This is a genomic window from Janthinobacterium leeuwenhoeki, from assembly GCF_051380795.1.
GTDB lineage: Bacteria > Pseudomonadota > Gammaproteobacteria > Burkholderiales > Burkholderiaceae_D > Janthinobacterium.
This window is the reverse complement of sequence record NZ_JBNYXT010000010.1, coordinates 46369-69316: the sequence shown is the minus strand read 5'-3', so window position 1 is coordinate 69316 and position 22948 is coordinate 46369. Positions and strand designations below refer to the sequence as shown.

Sequence of the window (22948 nt, the reverse complement as noted above, 5' to 3'; positions counted from 1 at the left end):
AGGTACCGACATGACTGAAGCGCTACTCACTCCCACCTTGCCTACAGTGAACGTGGAGGCGTTGCGTGCGCGATGTTCGACCTGCAGCATGCATCAATTGTGTCTGCCGATGGGCCTCGATGTGGGCGATATGGACAGGCTGGACCAGATCATCGGCCGCCGCCGCAAGATCGTGCGCGGCGCCTCGCTGTTCCGCATCGGCGACTCGTTCCAGAACCTGTATGCAATCCGCCTGGGGCACTTCAAGACATACCAGATCAATCCGGGCGGCGAAGAGCAGGTGACGGGTTTCCAGATGGCCGGCGAACTGCTGGGCATGGACGCCATCAGCGCCGACCGCCACCACTGCAATGCGGTGGCGCTGGAAGACAGCGAAGTGTGTGAAATTCCCTTTTCCAGCCTGGAACAGTTGCTGGGCAATATGCCGACCCTGCTGCGCCATTTCCACCGCATGATGAGCCAGGAAATCACGCGCGAGCAAAGCGTCATGCTCTTGCTGGGCAATATGCAGGCGACGCAGCGCTTTGCCGCCTTCATCGTCAACCTGGCCTCGCGCTATGAGGCGCGCGGTTATTCGGGCAGCAATTTCCAGTTGCGCATGTCGCGCGAGGAAATCGGCAACTACCTGGGCCTGACCATCGAAAGCGTCAGTCGCCTGCTGTCCAAATTCAAGAAGGAAGGCTGGCTGCGCGTCTCCAACCGCGAGATCGAAATCCTGCAGCCGGCCAAATTAAAAGCCATCACCGCCGGCACGGACGTTTGCAAATAAGACTTACAGTTCTTCATCCGCATGCAGCGCGATACTGCGCTGCAGCGGCCAGGTCCAGATGCCGGACAGGCGCCACTCGCGTTTGTCGTTTTCCACCAGCACTTGCCATCGGCTGCGCTCGAGCATCGGCAGCGCCACGCTAAAATTGCCGGCCGCATCGGGCTGCACCAGCAGCTTGATATCCTTTTCCGGCAGGGTCGCATGCGCCAGGTGCAGCTGCAACGGCCCCTGGTAAGCCTTGCCGAAGCTGTGCACGGAACCGGTCAGGCGCGCTGACGCCACGTCATACGACAAGCTGGTATCCATCGCCAGGTCGCTGGCGATCGTGTCGCGCTTCAAATCCTGGTTGATCGCCTTGCCCTGCTTGTAATAGTCGCCCACCACCAGCGCATCGGGCTGCGTAAACGCGATATAGCCCATGAAGCTGCCGACGACCACGGACAGGCCGGGGCCGATCATCAGCAACCATGGCCAGCGATGCTTGTACCACGGGGCAACGGGGGCTTGCAGCTTGAGACTGTCGGACATTTTGTTCTCCTTGGGGTCAGACCCTTTGGGTCTGACCCCAGCTTTTGCTTCTGGGTTGAAAATAAAGTAAAGCTAACGCATGTTTGATGCTACCCCTACGGCGAAATACCGGGGTCGGACCCAGAGGGTCCGACCCCGAATCAACATCACCGCGGCACGATGAATACCGCGCTTTCACGCACATGCAGCGACGGGTCGTCCAGCGAGTGCAATTCGATCGCAATCTTGTTCGAGCCTTTCTCGCCGACGCCGTGCGGCGCACGCAGGCGTATCGGCCAGCCCAGCGTTTCCGTCGGCTGCAAGGTCACTTCTTCGCGCGTCAGCAAGGTCAGGCCCGGCAAGCCGGAAGCGCTGATTTTAAAATGCTGGATTTGCTCCGAGGTGTTCATGATCTGCAGGCGGTAGACGTTTTCGATCATGCCGTCTTCCACTTCGCGTCCCATCGAACCGCGGTCGCGGATCACGTCCATTTTCAGGGGCGTGCGCAGGGCCAGCGAAGTACATACGGCGATGATGATCAGGGCCAGGATGGAAGTGTAGATCAGCACGCGCGGGCGCATGGCGCGCTGGCGGATCTGCTTCGAATTGAAGTTGTTTTCCATCGCATGGTCGGTACTGTAGCGTATCAGGCCACGCGGCCGCTCGACCTTGTCCATCACGCTGTTGCAGGCATCGACGCAGGCGGCGCAGCCGATGCATTCATACTGCAGGCCGTTGCGGATATCGATACCGGTCGGACACACCTGCACGCACAGGGTGCAGTCGATGCAATCGCCCAGCTTGTCGTTGTTGCCGGCCTTCTTGCTGATGGCGCCACGTGGTTCGCCGCGCTTGGTATCGTAGGTGATGATCAGGGTGTCCTGGTCGAACATGGCGCTCTGGAAGCGCGCGTAGGGGCACATGTATTTGCACACCTGCTCGCGCAGCCAGCCTGCGTTGCCGTAGGTTGCCAGGCTGTAGAACAAGACCCAGAACCATTCCCAGGGACCGAAATTGAGGGTGGTCACCTCGCGCGCCAGTTCCTTGATCGGCGTGAAGTAGCCGACAAAGGTAAAGCCCGTCCACAGGGCGATGGCGCCCCATGCCAGGTGCTTGGCCGTCTTCTTGAAGGCCTTGCGCACGGAGGGGCCCTGCTTGTCGAGGGCCATGCGCGCGCTGCGCGTGCCCTCGATGCGGCGTTCGACCCACAGGAAAATTTCCGTGTATACCGTTTGCGGGCAAGAGAACCCGCACCACACCCGCCCGGCAATGGCCGTGACGAGGAACAACAAATACGCACAGATGATCAGCAGGGCCGCCAGATAGATGAAATCCTGGGGCCACAGCACGACGCCGAAAATGTAGAACTTGCGCGTGGTCAAATCGAACAGCAGGGCTTGCCTGCCATTCCAGGTCAACCACGGCAAGCCGTAGAACGCCAGCTGGGTAAGCCATACGCATACCCATCGCCAGGTAGCGTAGCGTCCTTTGGCCTCGCGAGGGTAGATCTGCTCGCGGGCCGCATACATCTTGATGACTTGAGGTTCCATTACGTCATTTCACGGGCGTCTGGGGATTCGACAGGCTCCAGACATACGCCGACAGCACGTGTACCTTGGATTCGCCGAGGAAATCGCTGAAGGCCGGCATGGTGTTGCTGCGTCCCTTGCGCACGGTTTCCATGATGGTATCGGCGCTGCCGCCGTACAGCCAGATCTTGTCCGTCAGGTTAGGCGCACCGAGCATCGGGTTGCCCTTCGCATCGGCGCCGTGACAAGCCATGCAGGCGCCGAACTTGGCCTTGCCCAGCACCGACTTGACGGGATCCGAGGTGGAACCGGACAGGCTCAGCACATAATGGGCCACGTTCTCGACATCCTTTTCGGAACCCAGGGCGGCGCCCATCGGTGGCATCTGCCCATTGCGGCCATGCAGGATGGTGGTCTTGATGATGTCGGGTTCACCGCCATACAGCCAGTCCTTGTCGGTCAGGTTGGGGAAGCCCTTGTTGCCGCGCGCATCCGAACCGTGGCATTGCGCGCAGTAGGTCAGGAACAGACGCTGGCCGATGGCTTGCGCCTGCGGATCGGCGGCCACCGTCTTCAAGTCCTGGCTCAGGTACTTGTTGAACAGGGGGCCGTAGTCGGCTTCCGCCTTCTTCAGCTCTTCCTCGTACTGGCCCGTCGATTTCCAGCCCAGGCTGCCGGCATAGTTGCCCAGGCCCGGGTACAGGAACAGGTACGCCAGGGCGAAGACGATGGTGATGTAGAACAACCACATCCACCAGCGCGGCATCGGCGTGTTGAGTTCCTTCAAGTCCTCGTCCCAGACGTGGCCCGTGGTGCCATCGGCAGGGGCGCCGTCGACCACTTTGATTTTCGACTGCGAGTACAGCAGCACGCCGCAGCCGATGATGCCCAGCAGGGACAGCACGATGATGTAGATATTCCAGAAGCCATTGGTAAAATCAGCCATGGTTGCGCTCCTTCGCCACGCTCATCTCGGCCTCGGCCGGATAGTCCAATGCGTCATCGTCGAACGGCAGGCGCGCCGCCGCGTCGAAGTCGCTGTTGCTGCGGCTGAACGTCCACCACAGGATGCCCACGAACGTCGTAAAGGAAACCACCGTCATGACGCTGCTGGCGCTGTCAAACAGGTTTTCGATTGCCATGCTAATTCCTTGTTTTGATTAATGTACCGAGGCCTTGCAGATAGGCGACCAGGGCGTCTTCTTCCGTCTTGTCCTGCAGCTGGGCCGGCGCGGCGGCGATTTCCGCATCGCTGTACGGATCGCCAAGGCGTTTCAGCGCGCGCATCTTTGGCATGATCTCGTCAGGCACCAGCTTGGTTTTCGCCAGCCATGGGTAGGCCGGCATGTTCGACTCGGGCACCACGTCGCGCGGGTTGTTCAAGTGCGTGCGGTGCCATTCGTCGCTGTAGCGCGCGCCCACGCGGGCCAGGTCCGGCCCCGTGCGCTTGGAACCCCACTGGAACGGACGGTCGTAGACGAACTCGCCAGCGACCGAATAGTGGCCATAGCGTTCCGTTTCCGCGCGCAGCGGGCGCACCATCTGCGAGTGGCAGTTGTAGCAGCCTTCGCGCACGTAAATGTCGCGGCCAGCCAGGCGCAGCGGCGAGTACGGCTTCAGGCCGGCGACCGGCTCCGTCGTGCTCTTCTGGAAGAACAGGGGGACGATCTCGACAGCGCCGCCGATACTGATCACTACCGTGACCAGGGCGATCAGCAGCCAGGGGTTTCTCTCAATCCATGCATGTGAAAATTTCATTTGCTTTCGCTCCTATCAGGCGTGCGCCGCGTTCAGTTCCGGAATGCGGGCGACGGGGAGTTTGCTGCCGCGCAAGGTCATCCAGGTGTTGTAGCCCATGATGCACATACCCGACAGATACAGCAGGCCACCGGCCACGCGCACCACGTAGTACGGATACGTTGCTTTCACGCTCTCGACAAAGGTGTAGGTCAGGGTGCCGTCCGGATTGACCGCGCGCCACATCAGGCCCTGCATCACGCCGGCGATCCACATTGCGGCGATGTACAGCACGATGCCGATGGTGGCCACCCAGAAGTGCACGTCGACCAGGCGCGTGCTGTGCATCTGCGTGCGGCCCGCCAGGCGCGGCAGCAGGTAGTAGATCGAACCCATGGTGATGAAGCCCACCCAGCCCAGGGCGCCCGCGTGTACGTGGGCAACGGTCCAGTCGGTGTAGTGCGACAGCGAGTTGATGGTCTTGATCGACATCATCGGACCTTCGAAGGTGGCGATGCCGTAGAACGACAGCGAGACGATCATGAATTTCAGGATCGGGTCGGTGCGCAGCTTGTGCCAGGCGCCCGACAGGGTCATGATGCCGTTGATCATGCCGCCCCAGCTTGGTGCCAAGAGAACCAGGGAGAAGACCATGCCGATCGATTGCGTCCAGTCAGGCAAGGCCGTGTAGTGCAGGTGATGCGGGCCGGCCCACATGTAGGTAAAGATCAGCGCCCAGAAGTGGACGATGGACAGGCGGTACGAGTACACGGGGCGCTCGGCCTGTTTCGGGATGAAGTAGTAAACCATGCCCAGATAGCCGGCGGTGAGGATGAAACCCACCGCGTTATGGCCGTACCACCACTGGATCATCGCGTCTTGCACGCCGCTGTAGGCGGAGTAGGATTTGGTGGCTGAAGCGGGGCTGACGGCGCCGTTGACCACGTGCAAGATCGTCACGGCCAGGATGTAGGCGCCGAAGAACCAGTTGGCCACGTAGATATGCTTGACCTTGCGCTTGATCAGGGTGCCGAAGAAGACGATGGCGTAGGCGATCCAGACGACGGCGATGAGGATGGTGATGGGCCATTCCAGCTCGGCGTATTCCTTGCCGCGCGTCATGCCCAGCGGCAGGGTGACCACCGCTGCCAGAATCACTGCTTGCCAGCCCCAGAAGGTGAAGGCGGCCAGCTTGTCGGAAAACAGGCGCACCTGGCAGGTGCGTTGCACGACGTAGTACGAGGTGGCGAACAGGCCGCAGATGCCGAAGGCGAAAATCACCGCATTCGTGTGCAGCGGACGCAAGCGTCCGTATGTCAGCCATGGTATGTCGAGGTTCAGGGCAGGCCAGGCCAGCTGAGCGGCGATGATAACGCCAACCAGCATGCCGATGATGCCCCATACCACAGTAGCGACCGCGAATTGCTTCACGATCTTGTAGTTATAGTTCAGCGATTGATCCACAAAGACTCTCCCTGGAATTACTATTTATGATGGTGGCCAGAGAGTAAGTGTTTGACCGCGAAAAAACTTTGATGTGGATCAAAATTCCCTATATGAAATAAGCGTAGCGAACTGGCATCGAAATATAGTGATATTTCGGTCAAAAAACCCATGCAAGATCCCTGCAACCGCTGGCTTGATGTAGCTTAAAACATGTAGATTAGCAACGGTTTACAGTGGACAGTCCAGTCATGATGAGGGCTAGCCATGAGTCATGCCGATAGCGCGCCAGCGGATGGTGAAGATATTAAGTTGGTTGTGGGAAAGTTCAACGGAACGTCCCTGTTCAGCTACAGCCTGCTCGACTGCCTGCAGCAAATGCCGTCGCCGGGCATCGTCATCTTCGTGCATGGCGTCAATTCCGACGGCGAGTGGTACCGCGCGGCCGAAGCAGGCCTGTGCAAGGGCCTGAACACGCGCATGAAGCGCTGCGACGAGCACCTGTGCCACGCCACGCCCGAGGCCGGACAATTGACGCCGGTGGGCTACCGGAGCGAGTTGAGCGATGACGGCTATGTCGATCCCGACTATACGGCCAGCACCTTCATCGAGCCGCAAGCGCACTTCTCGCCCGTGATCCAGTTCCGCTGGGGCTACAAGGCCAGCGACAAGGAATTGCAGCAGTATGGCGATTCGGTCTACCTGAACGAACACGATTATTGGGGCGGCGGCCCGTTCGCCAATGGCTGCTCCTCGCTGCCGGACCTGTGGGGCGAGGGCTTGTCGGACGCCCTCTTCCTGTTCATTCATATCGAGCATCTCAATCCCGTCAACGACCGCATCGTGTATGCCTGCCCGCCGCGCCCCTACTTTGTGCTGGCCGCGCTGCGCCTGGCGCACCTGGTGGCGGCCATCCGCCGGCAGCAGGCCGACGTGCCCATCACGCTGGTGTGTCACAGCCAGGGCAATATGGTGGGCATCGCTGCCGCGTTTCTGGGCAACAAGATGCCCGACGTGCGGGATGCGGCAGGCAAAAGTGGCCGTTGCGTGGCCGATACTTATGTCTTGTGCAACCCTCCGTACAGCCTGTTGCGCAGAAACGACACGGAAGGCTGGTTGCAGGGGCAAGTCAGGGATGTCGATGGCAATGTGGGCCGGCAAAGCGGCAAGGCGCGCCGCCAGACCCTGGCGGCATTTTTCGACATCGTGCGGGGCCAGGCGTCGGAACCGGCCATCGATCCCTGCCTGCGCCGCATGGCGGACAACGAGACACATGATTTCAGCCTGGACAAGGACAAGGCCAGCCATGGCTGCGGCCCGCAGAAAGGCACGCGCGGGCGCGTCACCCTGTATTGCAATCCGCACGACCAGGTGATTTCCGCCACGCCCATCCAGGGCATCGGCTGGTTGGGTCTCAGCGCCGAAGAGATCAAGGCCACGCGCGGTGACGGCGTGTTTACCCAGCGGGTGTTTGCGCAAGGCTTTCCCGTGGGCCAGCACGGCGATTATGACTATTGGAGCAATCACTATCGCCAGCCCGCGCGGGGCAGCGCCGATTTCTGGCATCCGCATTCGCCGATCTCCAAATACGATCCTGACAAGGGCATGCGCGCCAGCACCAGTGTGGCCGGCAAGGCGGCGAGCGTGCGCACGGCCGCCGCCATGTCGGCCCTCATGAAGATGCTGAAGACACCCATCAATGCCGTGCCGCCCGATGATTGGCGCATCCCCGTGACGGCGCTCGCCTTGCCGGAAGTGTTTGCACCGCAGGCCATGCGCTTTGGCGTACCCAGCTTACAGTTCGATCAGGATATCGAGCCGCCCGGCACGCACCGCCAGGCGGACAAGGTGCGTCAGAAAGGCGAGCCGTATGCCGATACAAGCGTGGGTGGCACGCCGCAGGGCAACCGCGACACAGAGGCGGCATTGCGCTACGAAGACCATGCCCGCCTGCGCATGAAGGCCCGCCGCGAGAAGCTGGACGGCAATGACGGCAAGGCGATGATGGAGGACGACCTGTCCACCGCCACGCCGGAATATTTGGAATGGCGCAAGCAGGAAATCCAGGCGCAACTGGCGGCAACCTGCGACACGCATGCCACCGACCACTCCACCATCCTGACCAATCCCCGGCACGCTGAAAAGGCGCTGGCGTATGACGTGGCGATTGGGGTGTGTCATATCGGCGAGAAGGCGATGCGAAATTTACGAGTGATTGCAGATTGGCGGTTGTTGGAAGATGTTGGGAAAGATAAGCCCAGCAAGAGCTTTTTTGAGTATTTCTCCACTGGAAAATTTAATCAATTATCTTTGCTGGAATGGGTTCAATGTGATGGCAGTACGGGAAGGATGCCTGCCGAGATAGTGGATGAGCGTATGTACAAGCGCCCGGAGACCTCCTGATGCGCAACTTGATTGCTACTCTTCCGCGCAGGCTGGGCTGGAGCATGTGCGTATTTAGCCTGGCGTTTGGCATTGCACTCTGGTCGGTATTGCAGGCCCCGCCAATCGACGTTCCTCTTGAAGAAGGATTGCTGATGAAACGACTATTGTTGATGCCAGCCCTGCTGGCGCTTGCCGTGCTTTTTCTGACCTCGGCCTGCGCCAGCAAGGCACCGGTCGCGGCACCGGTTGCTGCTGTCGTACCCGCCGTGCCCGCGTGGCCGTATATGGCGCAGGTGGTGGGTGTGCAGTGGCTCAATCCGCTGCAGCGGCGCGACTATCCAACCGAATGGCAACTGCTGTGGACACTGGGCTTGGCCAAGCCAAACAAGGACGATAGCAAGGTAAAGGAAAATCCTGTGCGTTTTGGCAAGGTGCAATCGATCGGCATGATTGCTTCTGGTAATGATGGTGAAGAATCATTCGTAGGGTTTCACGAGAAATATGTGTACAAAATGATTATGTTGTTTCATGATATTTACTTTTCTAATCAGGAGTATTTTTACAACGCGCACTCGCTGACCGACAAATCCACGCGCCGTGAACTGGCTGGTATTCATGTGGAATATGCCTTGCCGGCTGGACGCCTTGATCCGGACGAGGCGGGAAAGTATGTCGTTGAAACGATTACCGATGCCTTCAGCATCGGCAACCCCTCTTTCCCCGATTCCTGGACCACGGCCACGCCACCCGAGGTGCGTGTCACCATGGGCGGCGCCAATGCGGGCTTTACGTCCTTGGCGGCGGGGCTGGCTTACCTGCAAGCCAATCCCGACAAGACCGTGTGGGTGATGAACTGGGATGCGCCCAGTTATCCGCCCAAGGATGAGCAGATCAATGAAAACATGGTCTTGCTGGTGCTGGCCGGTCCCGGCTACAAGACGGAGCGCGCGCCGTTGGCCTGGCTGGGCTTTCCCGCCACGCGCAAGGTCGCCGATTTCAGCGCCGACAAGGGACAGTCCCCGCGCGCCGTGCAGGCCTGGAGCGGCGCCATCGACGCTGCCGCCCGCAATGCGCAATTGAACGATGACGCCATCGGCTACGTCATCCACGATGCGGGTGCCGTCTATCCGTTCTCGTCAGAACGGCTCGGCCCGCTGGCGCAAAGCCTGACGCAGCAATTGCCCGACTTCGACTTCAACAAGCAGACGTTCAATATGCCGGCGCTGCTGGGCGAGACGGGTGCCGGCACGGCGCTGACCAACGTGGCGCTGGCCATCGCTTATGCCAACCACGTGGGCCGGCCCGTGCTGGTGGCTGGCAGCAGCGACAGCGAGAGCGTGACTGCCGTGGTGGTGGCGCCGCCGGCCGTGGTGCGGCCCGTCGACCACGAACAGCCGTGGTTCCGCGCACGTGGCGGCAATACCGTGTTTTTACCGTGGTGGGGCCGGCGCTTCGATGCGCGGCCGGGGTCGCAGGGTTATTCGCGCTAATCTCGACAGGAGCTTCGATGAAGCGTTTTCTGATGCTAACGATGCTGACCATGCTGCTATCGGCTTGCGCCAGCAAGGTGCCTGTCGTGGCACCGGTTGCCGCCGTCGTACCCGCTGTGCCCGCGCAGCCGTACATGGCACAGGTGGTGGGCGTGCAGTGGCTCAATCCCCTGCAGCGGCGCGATTATCCAACCGAATGGCAATTGCTGTGGACACTGGGCCTGGCCAAGCCGAACAAGGACGATAGCAAAGTAAAGGAAAATCCTGTGCGTTTTGGCAAGGTGCAATCGATCGGCATGATTGCCTACGGTAATAAGGGTAGCGAAACCTTTAAAGGCTACCATCACAAATATATTACCGAATTAATCTATCACTTTCATGACATATATTTTTCCAGCAAAGAGTATTTTTACAACGCTCATTCGCTAACCGACAAATCCACGCGCCGTGAACTGGCTGGTATTCATGTGGAATATGCCTTGCCGGCTGGACGCCTTGATCCGGACGAGGCGGGAAAGTATGTCGTTGAAACGATTACCGATGCCTTCAGCATCGGCAACCCCTCTTTCCCCGATTCCTGGACCACGGCCACGCCACCCGAGGTGCGTGTCACCATGGGCGGCGCCAATGCGGGCTTTACGTCACTGGCGGCGGGCCTGGCCTACCTGCAAGCCAATCCCGACAAGACCGTGTGGGTGATGAACTGGGATGCGCCCAGTTATCCGCCCAAGGATGAGCAGATCAATGAAAACATGGTCTTGCTGGTGCTGGCCGGTCCCGGCTACAAGACGGAGCGCGCGCCGTTGGCCTGGCTGGGCTTTCCCGCCACGCGCAAGGTCGCCGATTTCAGCGCCGACAAGGGACAGTCCCCGCGCGCCGTGCAGGCCTGGAGCGGCGCCATCGACGCTGCCGCCCGCAATGCGCAATTGAACGATGACGCCATCGGCTACGTCATCCACGATGCCGGCAGCACCTATCCTGTTTCGTCAGAACGGCTCGGCCCGCTGGCGCAAAGCCTGACGCAGCAATTGCCCGACTTCGACTTCAACAAGCAGACGTTCAATATGCCGGCGCTGCTGGGCGAGACGGGTGCCGGCACGGCGCTGACGAACGTGGCGCTGGCCATCGCTTATGCGAACCACGTGGGCCGGCCCGTACTGGTGGCTGGCAGCAGCGACAGCGAGAGCGTGACTGCCGTGGTGGTGGCGCCGCCGGCCGTGGTGCGGCCCGTCGACCACGAACAGCCGTGGTTCCGCGCACGTGGCGGCAATACCGTGTTTTTACCGTGGTGGGGCCGGCGCTTCGATGCGCGGCCGGGGTCGCAAGGGTACTCGCGCTAATCTCGACAGGAGCAGCGATGAAGCGTTTTCTGATGCTAACGATGCTGACCATGCTGCTATCGGCTTGCGCCAGCAAGGTGCCTGTCGTGGCACCGGTTGCCGTCGTCGTACCCGCTGTGCCTGCGCAGCCGTACATGGCGCAAGTCGTGGGCGTGCAGTGGCTCAATCCCCTGCAGCGGCGCGACTATCCGACTGAATGGCAACTGTTGCGGACACTGGGCCTGGCCAAGCCGAACAAGGACGATAGCAAAGTGAAAGAGAACCCTGTGCGTTTTGGCAAGGTGCAATCGATAGGCATGATTGCTTCCGGCAACAAGGGGCGGGAAACATTCAATGGGTATCATGAAAAGTATGTGGAGGAATTGATCACGCTGTTTCATGATATTTATTTCTCGAACGAAGAATATTTTTACAACGCCCATTCGCTGACCGACAAATCCACGCGCCGCGAATTGGCCGGCATCCATATCGAATATGCCTTGCCGGCTGGACGGCTTGATCCAGTAGAAGCGGCGCAATATGTGCGCGAGGAGATTGTCGATACCTTCAGCATCGGCAACCCCTCCTTCCCCGATTCCTGGACCACGGCCACGCCACCCGACGTGCGCATCACCATGGGCGGCGCCAACGCGGGCTTTACGTCCTTGGCGGCGGGGCTGGCTTACCTGCAAGCCAATCCCGACAAGACGGTGTGGGTGATGAACTGGGATGCGCCCAGTTATCCGCCGAAGGATGAGCAGATCAATGAAAACATGGTCTTGCTGGTGCTGGCCGGTCCCGGCTACAAGACGGACCGCGCGCCGCTGGCCTGGCTGGGCTTTCCCGCCACGCGCAAGGTCGCCGATTTCAGCGCAGACAAGGGACAGTCCCCGCGCGCCGTGCAGGCGTGGAGCGCTGCCATCGACGCTGCCGCCCGCAATGCGCAATTGAACGATGACGCCATCGGCTACGTCATCCACGATGCGGGTGCCGTCTATCCGTTCTCGTCAGAACGGCTCGGCCCGCTGGCGCAAAGCCTGACGCAGCAATTGCCCGACTTCGACTTCAACAAGCAGACGTTCAATATGCCGGCGCTGCTGGGCGAGACGGGTGCCGGCACGGTGCTGACGAACGTGGCGCTGGCCATCGCTTATGCCAACCACGTGGGCCGGCCCGTGCTGGTGGCTGGCAGCAGCGACAGCGAGAGCGTGACTGCCGTGGTGGTGGCGCCGCCGGCCGTGGTGCGGCCCGTCGACCACGAACAGCCGTGGTTCCGCGCACGTGGCGGCAATACCGTGTTTTTACCGTGGTGGGGCCGGCGCTTCGATGCGCGGCCGGGGTCGCAAGGCTATTCGCGTTGAGTGGGCGCAGGGGCGGCCGCTTCGGGCGGCGGCGTATCGTCGTCCTGCAGCACGCGCAGGCCCGGTCCGACGAGGTCGTCGAACTGGCCGCTGTCCGAGGCCGTGAAATACACCCACAGGGCGATGAAGACGACCACGACGCTTAAGGGGATGAGGAGGTAGAGTGCTTCCATGGTTCAGGCTTTCCGCAGGCGCAGGGCGTTGGCGATGACGACCGCCGAGCTGGCAGCCATGCCGACGCCGGACAGCCAGGGGTTCAGGAAACCCAGCGCGGCGGCCGGGATGGCCGTCAGATTGTACAGGGTGGCCCAGCCCAGGTTTTCGCGGATGATGCGCATGCTGCGCGCGGCCGTTTTCGCCGTATCGAGCACGGACACCAGTTGGCTCGACAGCAGCACCGTGTCCGCATGCGCCTGCGCCAGGGCGGCGCCGGAACCCATGGCGAACGAGACGTCGGCCGCGCTCAGTACGGCCGCGTCGTTGATGCCGTCGCCGACCATCGCCACGACGGCGCCCGTCGCTTGCAACTGCTGCACGAAATCGAGTTTTTCATCGGGCAGGCATTCGCCGCACGCCGTGTTGATGCCCAGTTCCGTCGCGACGCTTTGCGTCAACGCTTCCTGGTCGCCACTCAGCAGCACGACCTGCTTGCCGCGCCGCTGGAAATACGCGACCACTTCGCGCGCTTCCGGGCGCAGCGCGTCGCTGAGCAGGAAGCGCGTCAGCCAGCGCCCCTGCGTGCCCAGGTACAGCGGCGTCATGCCCTGCATGCCGACGGCCGTGTCGCCCAGCGGCGGCCCGGCGATGGCGGCGACAAACGCTGCGTTGCCCAGGCGGTAGCGCACGCCATCGACGATGCCCTCCAGGCCTTGCCCCTGCACTTCCTGCAATTGTTCCGCATGCATGCTCGGTTGTTCTCCCGCTGCCGCCAAGATCGCCTGCGCCAGTGGATGAGCGCTGCCCGCTTCCAGCGCGGCGGCCACCTGCAGGCAAGCGTCTTCCGTCATGCTGCCGAGGCCCTCGATTTGCCGCAGCACAGGCCGGCCCAGGGTCAAGGTCCCCGTCTTGTCGAAGACGATGTGGGTGGCGCGGTGCAAGGTTTCCAGCACATGCGGCTGGACGATCAGCACGCCGCGCCGCAGCAGGCTGTCGGTGGCGGCCGCCAGCGCCGTCGGTGTGGCCAGAGAAAGCGCGCAGGGGCACGACACGACCAGTACGGCGATGGCCACGGGCCACGCCTGCGACGGGTCGTGCCAGCTCCAGAAGGCGAATACGGCGACGGCAAACAGCAGCAGGCCCAGCACGAACCAGGCGGCCACTTTATCGGCCCACTGCGCGATCTGCGGCTTGCCGCTGCCGGCCCGTTCGATCAGTTTCAACAGGTCGGACAAGGTGCTTTCGCGCGCCGGCTTGAGCACGCGCAAGATCAAGGCCGCACTCGCATTGATGGCCCCGCCCGGCACCTGTTCTCCCGTTTTCCTGCGCTGCGCCGCGCTTTCGCCCGTCAGCAGGGATAAATCGAGCGCGCTCGTGCCCTCGATGATGACGCCGTCGGCGGCGATCGCCTCGCCCGGTTTGACCAGAATGATGTCGCCGACGGCCAGGCTGCCGGCCGGCACCAGGGTGGTGGCGCGGTTGTCCGGGAAGCCTGCCATCAGCGAGGCCGAGGCAGGCAAGGCATGCTGCAAGCGCTCCAGCGCCGAGGCGGCCTTGCGGCGCGCCTGCAGCTCGAAATAGCGGCTGCACAGCAAGAGGAAGATGAACATCGTGGCCGAGTCGTAATACACTTCGCCGCGGCCCGTAAAGGTCGCCACCACGCTGCCGAAGAAGGCCGCCAGGATGCCCAGCGCCACGGGCACATCCATGCCCAGGGTGCGCGCGCGCAGGCTGGCCCAGGCGCCCTGGAAAAACGGCATGGCTGAATAGCAGATGGCCGGCAAGGTCAGCAGCAAACTGGCCCAGCGCATCAGGCTGGCCATGTTGTCGTCCAGGGTGCCATCCTCGGCCAGGTAGGCGGGCGCCACGTACATCATCACCTGCATCATCGACAGGCCGGCGACGAACAGCTGGCGGCCGAGGGTCTTGCTGGCTTTTTGCAGGCGTTCGCCATGGCGCACGGCATCATACGGATAGGCCGTGTAGCCGACTTGCCGCACGGCTTGCAGAATGTCGCCCGGTTCGCATTCGGCGCGGCTCCAGCGCACGTACAGGCGCTCGGTGGCGACGTTCAGGCTGGCCGCCTGCACGCCGGGCAGGCGCGTCAGCTGGCGTTCGATCAGCCAGACGCAGGCGGCGCAGCGTATGCCTTCGACGGACAGGGTCGCTTCGCAGCTGCTGGCGTCGCGCGCGAATTGCGCGTCGTCATTGCTGTACAAACGCAGTTCGGGCGGCACCATGGTCGCATCGGCTGCGTTGACGGCGTATTCGTCGCGGTCGCGGTAGTAGGCGCTCTGGCCGATGTCGACGATGGTTTGCGCCACCGCTTCGCAGCCGGGGCAGCACATGGCGCGCGGCACGTCGTCGATGGTGACGTTCCAGCTGGAGCCGGCGGGGACGGGCAAGCCGCAATGGAAGCAGGCAGAGGGTTGTAAAACAGCATTCATAGTTTTGTTTTCATGCGTCTTTTCATGGATGGCCCGTGACGCACAGGGCGTCGAGCCAGCCCAGCGAGACGCCATTCGCGGCGCGCAGCAGGCCCAGCAAGCCAAAGCCCAGCACCAGCAAGCCGCTGGCGATGCGTACGGGACGGCGCTGCATCTGCGTACGCAGGCGCGTGCCCAGTAAACCCATGCCCAGCAGCATGGGCAGGGTACCCAGGCCGAAGGCGGCCATGGCGGCCGCGCCGTTGATGGCCGAACCTTGCAGCATGGCCGTCAGCAGCGCGCTGTAGACCATGCCGCACGGCACCCAGCCCCACAGGCCGCCCACGGCCAGCGCCTTTAGCGGCGTATCCATCGGCATCAGGGGTTTCAACAAAGGGCGCACGCGGCGCCAGACGATATTGCCGGCCGCTTCCAGATGGGCCAGGCCGCGCCAGGCATCCATCAGGTACAGGCCCATGGCGACGAGCATCAGGTTGGCCAGCCAGTAGCCGGCCACTTGTAGTGACGCCAGGTGCAGCATGCCGGCACCGGCCAGGCTGCCGGCCATGGCGCCGGCCAGCATGTAGCTGACGATGCGCCCGCCGTTATACGCCAGCACGCGCAGCACGTTCGATGGCAAGCTTGTCTGCAATGCGGGGCGCGCCACGGCGATGGCAATCACGGGACGGGCGGCTGGTGCCGGTGCGCCGCCGCTGAGCGACAGGGCACCGACGATGCCGCCGCACATGCCGATGCAGTGCACGCTGCCGGCCAGGCCGACCATGAACATGGGCACGAGGCTGAGAGCATTCATCGCGCGGCGCTACACTGTTTTCGAGTAGCGCAGCGGCTGCACCGCGTCTGGCGCCGCGTTGGCGCGGGCCTGCGTCAGGTAGCGGTCGAAGACCATGCAGATATTGCGGATCAGCAAGCGCCCTTTCGGCGTCACCGTCAGCCAGTCTTCCTCGATGACGAGCAAGCCGTCACGCGCCAGTTCGCGCAGCTTTTCCAGCTCGGCGGCGAAATAGCTGCGGAACTTGACGGGGTGCGCCTGCTCGATGCTGGCGATCGACAATTCGAAATTGCACATCAGCATCTGGATGATGATACGGCGCAATAAATCATCGGTATCGAGCTTGATGCCGCGCGCGATCGGCAGCACGCCTTCATCGAGTCTTTCATAGTACGCATCGAGCGTCTTTTCATTCTGGCTGTAGACGGCGCCGACGGAACTGATGGCCGACACGCCGCAGGCGATCAGATCCGCTTCCGCGCGCGTGGAATAGCCCTGGAAGTTGCGGTGCAAGCGGCCTTGCCGCTGCGCCACGGCCAGGTCGTCCGTCGGCTTGGCGAAATGGTCCATGCCGATGTAGACATAGCCGGCGGCCGTCAGGCGCGCGATGCACAGGCCCAGCATGGCCAGCTTGGTGGCGCTGTCGGGCATGTCGGCGTCGAGGATGCGGCGCTGCGGCTTGAACAGGTGCGGCATGTGCGCGTAGTGGTACAGGGCGATGCGGTCGGGGCTGGCGGAAATGACCTTGCGCAAGGTTTCCGTCATGGTCTCCAGGCTCTGCTTGGGTAAACCGTAGATCAGGTCGATGCTGATTGAGCGGAAACCGGCGTCGCGCGCCGCTTGCATGATGGCCACCGTTTCCGCTTCCGGCTGGATGCGGTTGACGGCTTTTTGCACGTCGGCGTCGAAATCCTGCACGCCCAGACTGATACGGTTAAAACCTTGTGCGCGCAGGGAAAACACGCGCTCGCGCGACACGGTGCGCGGGTCGATTTCGATCGAATATTCGCCGTCTGCATCGGAAGCGAACTCGAAATGCTGGCGCAGGTGCGCCATCAGTTCATCCATCTGCTTTTCGCTCAGGTAGGTCGGGGTGCCACCGCCGAAATGCAGCTGCTCGATCTGGTTCATGCCGGCAAACAGCTTGCCCTGCATGGCGATTTCCTGTTTCAGATAGCTGAGATAGGTGGCAGCCTTGCTGCGGTCTTTCGTGATGATCTTGTTGCAGGCGCAGTAGTAGCACAAGGTGTCGCAGAACGGCACGTGTACGTACAGCGACAGCGGACGGCGGCCGCCACGCATGCGCAGCGCGGCCAGCGCTTCGAGGAAGTTGCCGTAGCCGAAGTCGGCATGGAAACGGTCGGCGGTCGGATAGGACGTGTAGCGGGGGCCGGACTGGCTCATCTTGCCGATGATGACCGGGTCGAATTCGACGACGGCGTCCAGGTCGGCGGAAGCACTGCTGAGTAGTGTAGGCATGATGTGTGTAAAGTCTTGAAAGGTTTAGGCGGCCAGGCGTTTCAGAGCGGCGGGTTTGCCCATGTTCGCGGCGCCTCCCTTGCCGCCAGGCATGGCGACGCGGCGCGGTGGCGGCATCTTGCCGAAATTGAACAGGCTCACGGCTTGCGACAGGCTGGCCGCTTCTTCCGCCAGGCGCGTGGCGGCGGCGGCGGCCTCTTCCACCAGGGCCGCGTTTTGCTGCGTCACCTGATCCATGTGGGCGATGGCCTGGTTGACCTGGTCGACGCCGATGCTCTGTTCGCGCGAGGCGATGGAGATTTCCTGCATGATGGCCGTCACCTGCTTGACGGAACTGACCACCTGTTCCATGGTGGCGCCGGCGCGGTTCACCTGCAGCATGCCGGCGCCCACCTTGCCGACGGAAATTTCAATCAGTTGCTTGATGTCCTTGGCCGCCACGGACGAGCGCTGCGCCAGGTTGCGCACTTCGCCCGCCACTACGGCGAAGCCGCGGCCTTGCTCACCGGCGCGGGCCGCTTCCACGGCCGCGTTCAGGGCCAGGATGTTGGTCTGGAAGGCGATGCCTTCGATCAGGCCGATGATGTCGACGATTTTCTTCGACGAAGTGTTGATGTCGTCCATGGTGGTGATCACTTCGGCAACGATCTCGCCGCCCTGCACGGCCACTTTCGAGGCGGCCAGGGCCAGCTCGTTTGCCTGCACCGAGTTGTCCGCGTTCTGTTTCACCGTCGACGAGAATTCCTCGATGCTCGAGGCCGTCTCTTCCAGGCTGGCCGCCTGCGATTCCGTGCGGCCCGAGAGGTCCATATTGCCGACGGCGATTTGCTTGGTGGCCACAGCCATGGTTTCCACGTTGATGCGCACATCGCGGATGGTGGCGATCAGGTTGCTGTTCATCTGTTGCAGTGCGCGCAGCAATTGCCCCACTTCATCCGTGCTTTCCGTCTCAAAACTGCCCGACAGGTCGCCGGCGGCAATCGCCCGCGCGCCGTTCAGCGCCTTGCCCAGCGGCTTGAGCACGGACGTGCGCAAGGTGTACCAGAGGAAAACGTTGATCAGGAAGCCGAACAGGGTGGCGCCGAAGATGGCGTAATTGGTGATCTTGCCGCCGCTGGCGAACAGGCTGATGACGCACACCAGCAGTTGCAAACAGTTGACGATGGAGGTGGCCGCCCAGATGCGCAGGTTGAGCGACATGTGCGTCAGGTTATGCAGCAGGTGCGCCAGGCCCGGGCGCACGATTTGCCCGTTCTTGATGACGATGTTGCCGCCTTCCTTGTTGCGGATGGCCGCGTAGGCTTCTTCGGTCGCCTTGACCTGGTCTTTGTCCGCTTTCACGCGCACCGACATGTAGCCGATGGTCTTGCCCGCTTCGCGGATGGGCGTGACGTTGGCGCGCACCCAGTAAAAGTCGCCGTTCTTGCAGCGGTTCTTGACCAGGCCCGTCCACGGCGTGCCGGCCTGGATCGAGGCCCACAGGTCGGCAAATGCTTCGGCCGGCATGTCCGGGTGGCGCACGATGTTTTGCGGCGAACCGAGCAGCTCTGCCTCGCTGAAGCCGCTGACCTGGCTGAAGTAGGGGTTCACATACACGATATTGCCGTTCATATCCGTTTTCGACACGATGGCCTGATCGTCCAAGACGAGGACTTCACGGTTAGTCACTGGCAAATTTTGGCGCATGGTCGCGGCTTCCTGATCAGTTAAAGAGCTAATTAGTGAGTAAGACTTGCACGATTGCAAGAATGGAGATCAGTGTAAGGAGTCGTCTGCGCAAATTTATTGATGTAGATCAAAATCCTCCAGATTGGTCGTGCTTGCACGCATTTAGCGATAGCAATGCGGCATTGTTTTAAAGTTACTGTTTGCCGGCACTGGCTAATCGATGCCCGCCGTCAGGGGGCGCAGGTTGCCCACGGCGTAGCCTTGCGCGTAGTCGATGCCCAGTTCGCGGATGATGGCCAGGGTTTCCGCATTTTCCACGTATTCGGCCACCGTTTTCAAGCCCATCACGTGCCCCACTTCATTGATGGCCTTGACCATGGCGCGGTTGATGGCGTTGGTGGCGATGTCGCGCACGAAGACGCCGTCGATCTTTAAATAGTCGACGGGCAGCGCCTTCAGGTAGCCGAACGAGGAAAAGCCGCTGCCGAAGTCGTCAAGCGAAAAGCGGCAGCCTATGGCCTTGAGCTGGCGCATGAACACTTGCGCCTTGGGCAGGTTGGCGATGACGGCCGTTTCCGTGATTTCAAAGCAGATTTGCTCGGGCGCTATCGCGAACTGCACGAACTGCCCGGTGATGTAGTCTTGCAGGCCCGTGTCGGCCAGCGACATGCCCGACAGGTTGACGGAATACAGGGCCGGTGTGCGGCGCCGGCTTTCCGCCAGCGCGGCCAAAGGCGGCAGGCTGTCGCGCACCCTCTGGATATGCTGGCAGACGGCGCGGATGACCCAGCGGTCGATGGACAGCATCATGTCGTAGCGTTCGGCGGCCGGAATGAAGGCGCCCGGCAGTATCAGCTCGCCTTGGCCGTTGCGGATGCGGATCAGCACTTCGTCGTGCTGTTCCGGGCTGTCGCGCAGGTGCACGATGGGCATGGCGTACAGGCGGAAATAATCGTGTGCAAACGCTTCGTTCAGGCGCGAAATCCACAGCATTTCACCATGCCGCTGCGCCAGCATGACGTCCGACTCCTGGTAGACATGGATGCGGTTGCGGCCCTGCTCCTTGGCCAGGTAGCAAGCCTGGTCGGCGGCGCTCAGCAGCTCGCTCATGGACTTGCTGTCCTGGCTGATTTCCACCATGCCGATGCTCACGCCCAGCTCGAAGCTGCGTTCGTCCCAGGCAAAACGGAATTCGCGCACGGAGTGGCGCAGCTGTTCGCCGATCAGGCGCGCATGCTCGAGCGGACAGTGGGGCAGCAGCACCCCCAGCTCGTCGCCACCGAGGCGCGCCAGGATGTCGCTGTCGCGCATTTGTGCCTGCAGCATCTTGGCCAGCAATTGCAGCAGCACGTCGCCGGCGCCGTGGCCGCAAGTGTCGTTGATGACCTTGAACTGGTCCAGATCCAGGTACAGCAGGGCATGCACGTGGCCATCCTGCTTGGCCGTGTGCAGGGCGCCGGCCACCAGGTGTTCGAATTCGCGCCGGTTGATCAGGCCCGTCAGGGCGTCGTGTGTGCCTTGCCACGACAATTGCTGGCTCAGCTTGCGCTCATGGCTGACGTCGCGAAACACGACGACGGCGCCGAGGATGTCGCCGTCGCGCGACCAGATGGGCGCGGCTGACTCTTCCACCGCGATGCGCCGCCCTTCGCGCGTGACCAGTTGCGCATGCGCGGAAATGCCGATGGCCTGGCGCTGCCGCAAGCACTTGATGGCCACGTGATCGAGCGGCTCCCCCGTGTGTTCATCGACCAGGTTCAGGGTTTCCCAGATGTCCAGGCCCTGGGCCAGCTCGTTGCTCCAGCCCGTCAATTGCTCGGCCACCCGGTTCAGGTAGCGCGTCTTGCCGAACGGATCGGTGGTGATGACGCCGTCGCCGATGGAGTTGAGCGTCACTTCGGCCAGTTCCTTGCGCTCGGCGATCATAACTTCGCGCAACATGTGCTCGGTGACATCCCAGATGATGCCCAGGGTGCGTTCGGGATGCCCGCCGGCATCCATGAAGATATGCGCCTTGGCCGCCAGCCAGTGTTCGCTGCCGTCGGGCCAGACGACGCGGTATTGCAGGGCGTAGCCGCCGCGCCGGCGCACGCCGTCCTGCAGCACCCCGACTACCTTGTCGCGGTCATCGGCATGCACGCAGTCGAGGAAAGCGGGGAAAGAATGTGTCAGGGCGCGCTCCCCGAGACCCAGCAGGGCCGCGCCCCTGGCCGACCAGATGACCGTGCCGTCGATGACCTGGCCAGCGACGATGCGCGAATCCCAGATCGCCATGTGCGCCGCTTCCAGCGCCATCTGCAAACGTTTCTGCTGGTCGCTCATCGCCCTCTCCCGATATGGATACAGGGATAGACACGCCTGCGGTGCTTAAGTTCCCGGCGCCTCGGCAGAGGTGGCCGCAGTGGCGGCCGGCGCTGCGCGCGCCACGTCGCGCACATTCTTTTGCACGGCCACGGCGGCAAACAGGCTGAGCAGGAATGCCATGGCATAGAAACCCTTCTCGCTGTTCTGCAGGGTGGCGTTCCACAGGCCGACCGTGAGCAGCAGCAAGGCCAGCAGCACGGAAATCCAGCACAGGCCAAAGTAAATCCCTGTCACGGCGATACCCTCGGCGCGGTCGCGCACGGATTTTTGCAGCGAGATGGCGGCGAACAGGCCATACATGAGGATGGTGAAGTAATAGCCCTTCTCGTTGAGTGGCATGGTGGCGTTCCACAGGCCTGACAGATAGGTGATGACGCCGATTAGCAGTGCCGCCCAGGAAGCGCCGATGAAGGCGCTGCTGGGACGTTGGATGGGGGAAGTCTGCATAGGGTCTCCATGGACAGCGGGCGCCGTCGGCATGGCCGGGGCGGCATGCACGGATGCGCCTGCCACCCCATCAGACCAGAAAGTCTATTTGCTTGGCTTGACCATGCGCAATAAAGCTGACACGGCCGTGACGCCAGCCAGCACCAGGCCACCGGCGATGAGGCCGGCCACTGCGTTGATCAGACTCGGCGTGACGGCGGCCAGCACGGGACCGATGCCGGCCACGCCGCCGACGGCTTCTTCCGCATGGTGCAGCATGCCGCTGGCCCACGGCCAGCCGTGCGTCAAAATGCCGCCGCCCACCATGAACATGGCCAGCGTGCCCACCACGGAGAGAAATTTCATCAGTTTCGGCGCCGCCGACACGAGCATGCGGCCAAAGCCGCGCACGCCATTCATCAGCGCGCCCGCGCCCTTGCGCGCCGCCAGATAAAAGCCCGCGTCATCGAGCTTGACGATGCCGGCCACCAGGCCGTACACGCCCACCGTCATGAGCAGAGCGATGCCGACGACGACGGCCACCTGTTCGGCGAAGGTGGCCGCAGCCACCGTGCCCAGCGCGATGACGATGATTTCCGCTGATAAAATGAAATCGGTGCGGATGGCGCCCTTGATCTTGTCCTTTTCCACCGCGACGAGGTCAACCTGCGGGTCGCGCAGCGCCTGTGCCAGCTCGGCCTTGTGGCTGTCGTCCGGGTGCAGGTATTTGTGGGCGATCTTTTCGAAGCCCTCGAAGCACAGGTAGGCGCCGCCCACCATCAAGAGCGGCGTGATGGCCCACGGCGCAAACGCGCTGATGGCCAGCGCGGCGGGCACGAGGATGGCCTTGTTCTTCAGCGAGCCGACGGCGACGGCCCACACGACGGGCAGTTCGCGCTCGGCGCGCACGCCGGCCACTTGCTGCGCGTTCAGGGCCAGGTCGTCACCGAGCACGCCGGCCGTCTTCTTGGCGGCCACCTTGGTCATCAGGGAAACGTCATCGAGGATGCTGGCGATGTCGTCAAGCAGGGCCAACAGGCTGGAGCCGGCCATCTCAGCGCGCTCCCACGGTGGTGGCAAGGCATGGCGGAGCGAG

19 protein-coding genes are annotated in these 22948 nt (G+C 62.3%); 5 read left to right on the top strand and 14 right to left on the bottom strand.

Annotation, left to right across the window (positions count from 1 at the left end; genetic code table 11):
• Positions 1-10: 10 nt before the first annotated feature.
• Complete coding sequence (gene fnr, locus ACQ4WS_RS11005; RefSeq protein WP_034782711.1) at positions 11-769, top strand: fumarate/nitrate reduction transcriptional regulator Fnr; 759 nt, start codon at positions 11-13, stop codon at positions 767-769.
• Between the two features lie 3 nt (positions 770-772).
• On the opposite strand, the gene ACQ4WS_RS11000 is transcribed toward fnr, so the two are convergent.
• The 6 genes from ACQ4WS_RS11000 to ccoN all read right to left on the bottom strand — a co-directional run bounded on the left by ACQ4WS_RS11000 (position 773) and on the right by ccoN (position 6006).
• Positions 773-1297 (bottom strand): FixH family protein, encoded by a 525-nt coding sequence (locus ACQ4WS_RS11000; protein WP_436476146.1) that lies wholly within the window; start codon positions 1295-1297, stop codon positions 773-775.
• Between the two features lie 146 nt (positions 1298-1443).
• On the bottom strand, positions 1444-2826 hold the full coding sequence (ccoG, locus tag ACQ4WS_RS10995; RefSeq protein WP_436476144.1) for a cytochrome c oxidase accessory protein CcoG: 1383 nt from the start codon (positions 2824-2826) through the stop codon (positions 1444-1446).
• Between the two features lie 4 nt (positions 2827-2830).
• Entirely contained in the window at positions 2831-3751 is a 921-nt protein-coding gene (gene ccoP, locus ACQ4WS_RS10990) for a cytochrome-c oxidase, cbb3-type subunit III (protein WP_436476142.1), read from the bottom strand.
• Positions 3744-3947 (bottom strand): cbb3-type cytochrome oxidase subunit 3, encoded by a 204-nt coding sequence (locus ACQ4WS_RS10985; RefSeq protein ID WP_436476140.1) that lies wholly within the window; start codon positions 3945-3947, stop codon positions 3744-3746. Before ACQ4WS_RS10985 ends, ccoP begins: the two co-directional genes overlap by 8 nt.
• 1 nt (position 3948) lies before the next feature.
• On the bottom strand, positions 3949-4563 hold the full coding sequence (gene ccoO, locus ACQ4WS_RS10980) for a cytochrome-c oxidase, cbb3-type subunit II (RefSeq protein WP_436476138.1): 615 nt from the start codon (positions 4561-4563) through the stop codon (positions 3949-3951).
• A 15-nt stretch (positions 4564-4578) separates the two neighbouring features.
• Positions 4579-6006: a cytochrome-c oxidase, cbb3-type subunit I gene (gene ccoN / locus ACQ4WS_RS10975; RefSeq protein WP_436476136.1), complete on the bottom strand. Its 1428-nt coding sequence runs from the start codon at positions 6004-6006 to the stop codon at positions 4579-4581.
• Between the two features lie 297 nt (positions 6007-6303).
• Between ccoN and ACQ4WS_RS10970 the strand changes: the two genes are divergently transcribed.
• From ACQ4WS_RS10970 to ACQ4WS_RS10955, 4 genes are read left to right on the top strand one after another with little or no spacing between them, the layout of a single operon-like run.
• Entirely contained in the window at positions 6304-8388 is a 2085-nt protein-coding gene (locus tag ACQ4WS_RS10970; protein ID WP_436476134.1) for a T6SS effector phospholipase Tle3 domain-containing protein, read from the top strand.
• Entirely contained in the window at positions 8388-9860 is a 1473-nt protein-coding gene (locus tag ACQ4WS_RS10965) for a virulence factor (protein ID WP_436476132.1), read from the top strand. The genes ACQ4WS_RS10970 and ACQ4WS_RS10965 overlap by 1 nt, the downstream gene beginning before the upstream one ends.
• A gap of 17 nt (positions 9861-9877) precedes the next feature.
• A complete protein-coding gene (locus tag ACQ4WS_RS10960) occupies positions 9878-11200 on the top strand; it encodes a hypothetical protein (protein WP_436476130.1) in 1323 nt (440 codons plus the stop codon).
• Between the two features lie 17 nt (positions 11201-11217).
• A complete protein-coding gene (locus tag ACQ4WS_RS10955; protein WP_436476128.1) occupies positions 11218-12540 on the top strand; it encodes a hypothetical protein in 1323 nt (440 codons plus the stop codon).
• On the opposite strand, the gene ccoS is transcribed toward ACQ4WS_RS10955, so the two are convergent.
• The 8 genes from ccoS to ACQ4WS_RS10915 form a co-directional block, all read right to left on the bottom strand.
• Positions 12528-12713 (bottom strand): cbb3-type cytochrome oxidase assembly protein CcoS, encoded by a 186-nt coding sequence (gene ccoS / locus ACQ4WS_RS10950; RefSeq protein WP_436476126.1) that lies wholly within the window; start codon positions 12711-12713, stop codon positions 12528-12530. The genes ACQ4WS_RS10955 and ccoS overlap by 13 nt on opposite strands.
• A 3-nt stretch (positions 12714-12716) precedes the next feature.
• Positions 12717-15143: a heavy metal translocating P-type ATPase gene (locus ACQ4WS_RS10945; RefSeq protein WP_436476124.1), complete on the bottom strand. Its 2427-nt coding sequence runs from the start codon at positions 15141-15143 to the stop codon at positions 12717-12719.
• Positions 15144-15165: 22 nt separating this feature from the next.
• A complete protein-coding gene (locus ACQ4WS_RS10940) occupies positions 15166-15936 on the bottom strand; it encodes a sulfite exporter TauE/SafE family protein (RefSeq protein ID WP_436476122.1) in 771 nt (256 codons plus the stop codon).
• A gap of 9 nt (positions 15937-15945) precedes the next feature.
• Positions 15946-17394 (bottom strand): oxygen-independent coproporphyrinogen III oxidase, encoded by a 1449-nt coding sequence (gene hemN / locus ACQ4WS_RS10935; RefSeq protein ID WP_436476120.1) that lies wholly within the window; start codon positions 17392-17394, stop codon positions 15946-15948.
• A 24-nt stretch (positions 17395-17418) separates the two neighbouring features.
• The gene (locus tag ACQ4WS_RS10930; RefSeq protein ID WP_436476118.1) at positions 17419-19080 is read right to left on the bottom strand and encodes a methyl-accepting chemotaxis protein; all 1662 of its coding nucleotides are present in this window, start codon (positions 19078-19080) and stop codon (positions 17419-17421) included.
• A gap of 195 nt (positions 19081-19275) precedes the next feature.
• Positions 19276-21384: an EAL domain-containing protein gene (locus ACQ4WS_RS10925; RefSeq protein ID WP_436476117.1), complete on the bottom strand. Its 2109-nt coding sequence runs from the start codon at positions 21382-21384 to the stop codon at positions 19276-19278.
• 45 nt (positions 21385-21429) lie between these two features.
• Entirely contained in the window at positions 21430-21873 is a 444-nt protein-coding gene (yiaA, locus tag ACQ4WS_RS10920; protein ID WP_436476116.1) for an inner membrane protein YiaA, read from the bottom strand.
• Positions 21874-21957: 84 nt separating this feature from the next.
• The gene (locus ACQ4WS_RS10915; RefSeq protein WP_436476114.1) at positions 21958-22905 is read right to left on the bottom strand and encodes a DUF808 domain-containing protein; all 948 of its coding nucleotides are present in this window, start codon (positions 22903-22905) and stop codon (positions 21958-21960) included.
• Between the last annotated feature and the right edge of the window lie 43 nt (positions 22906-22948).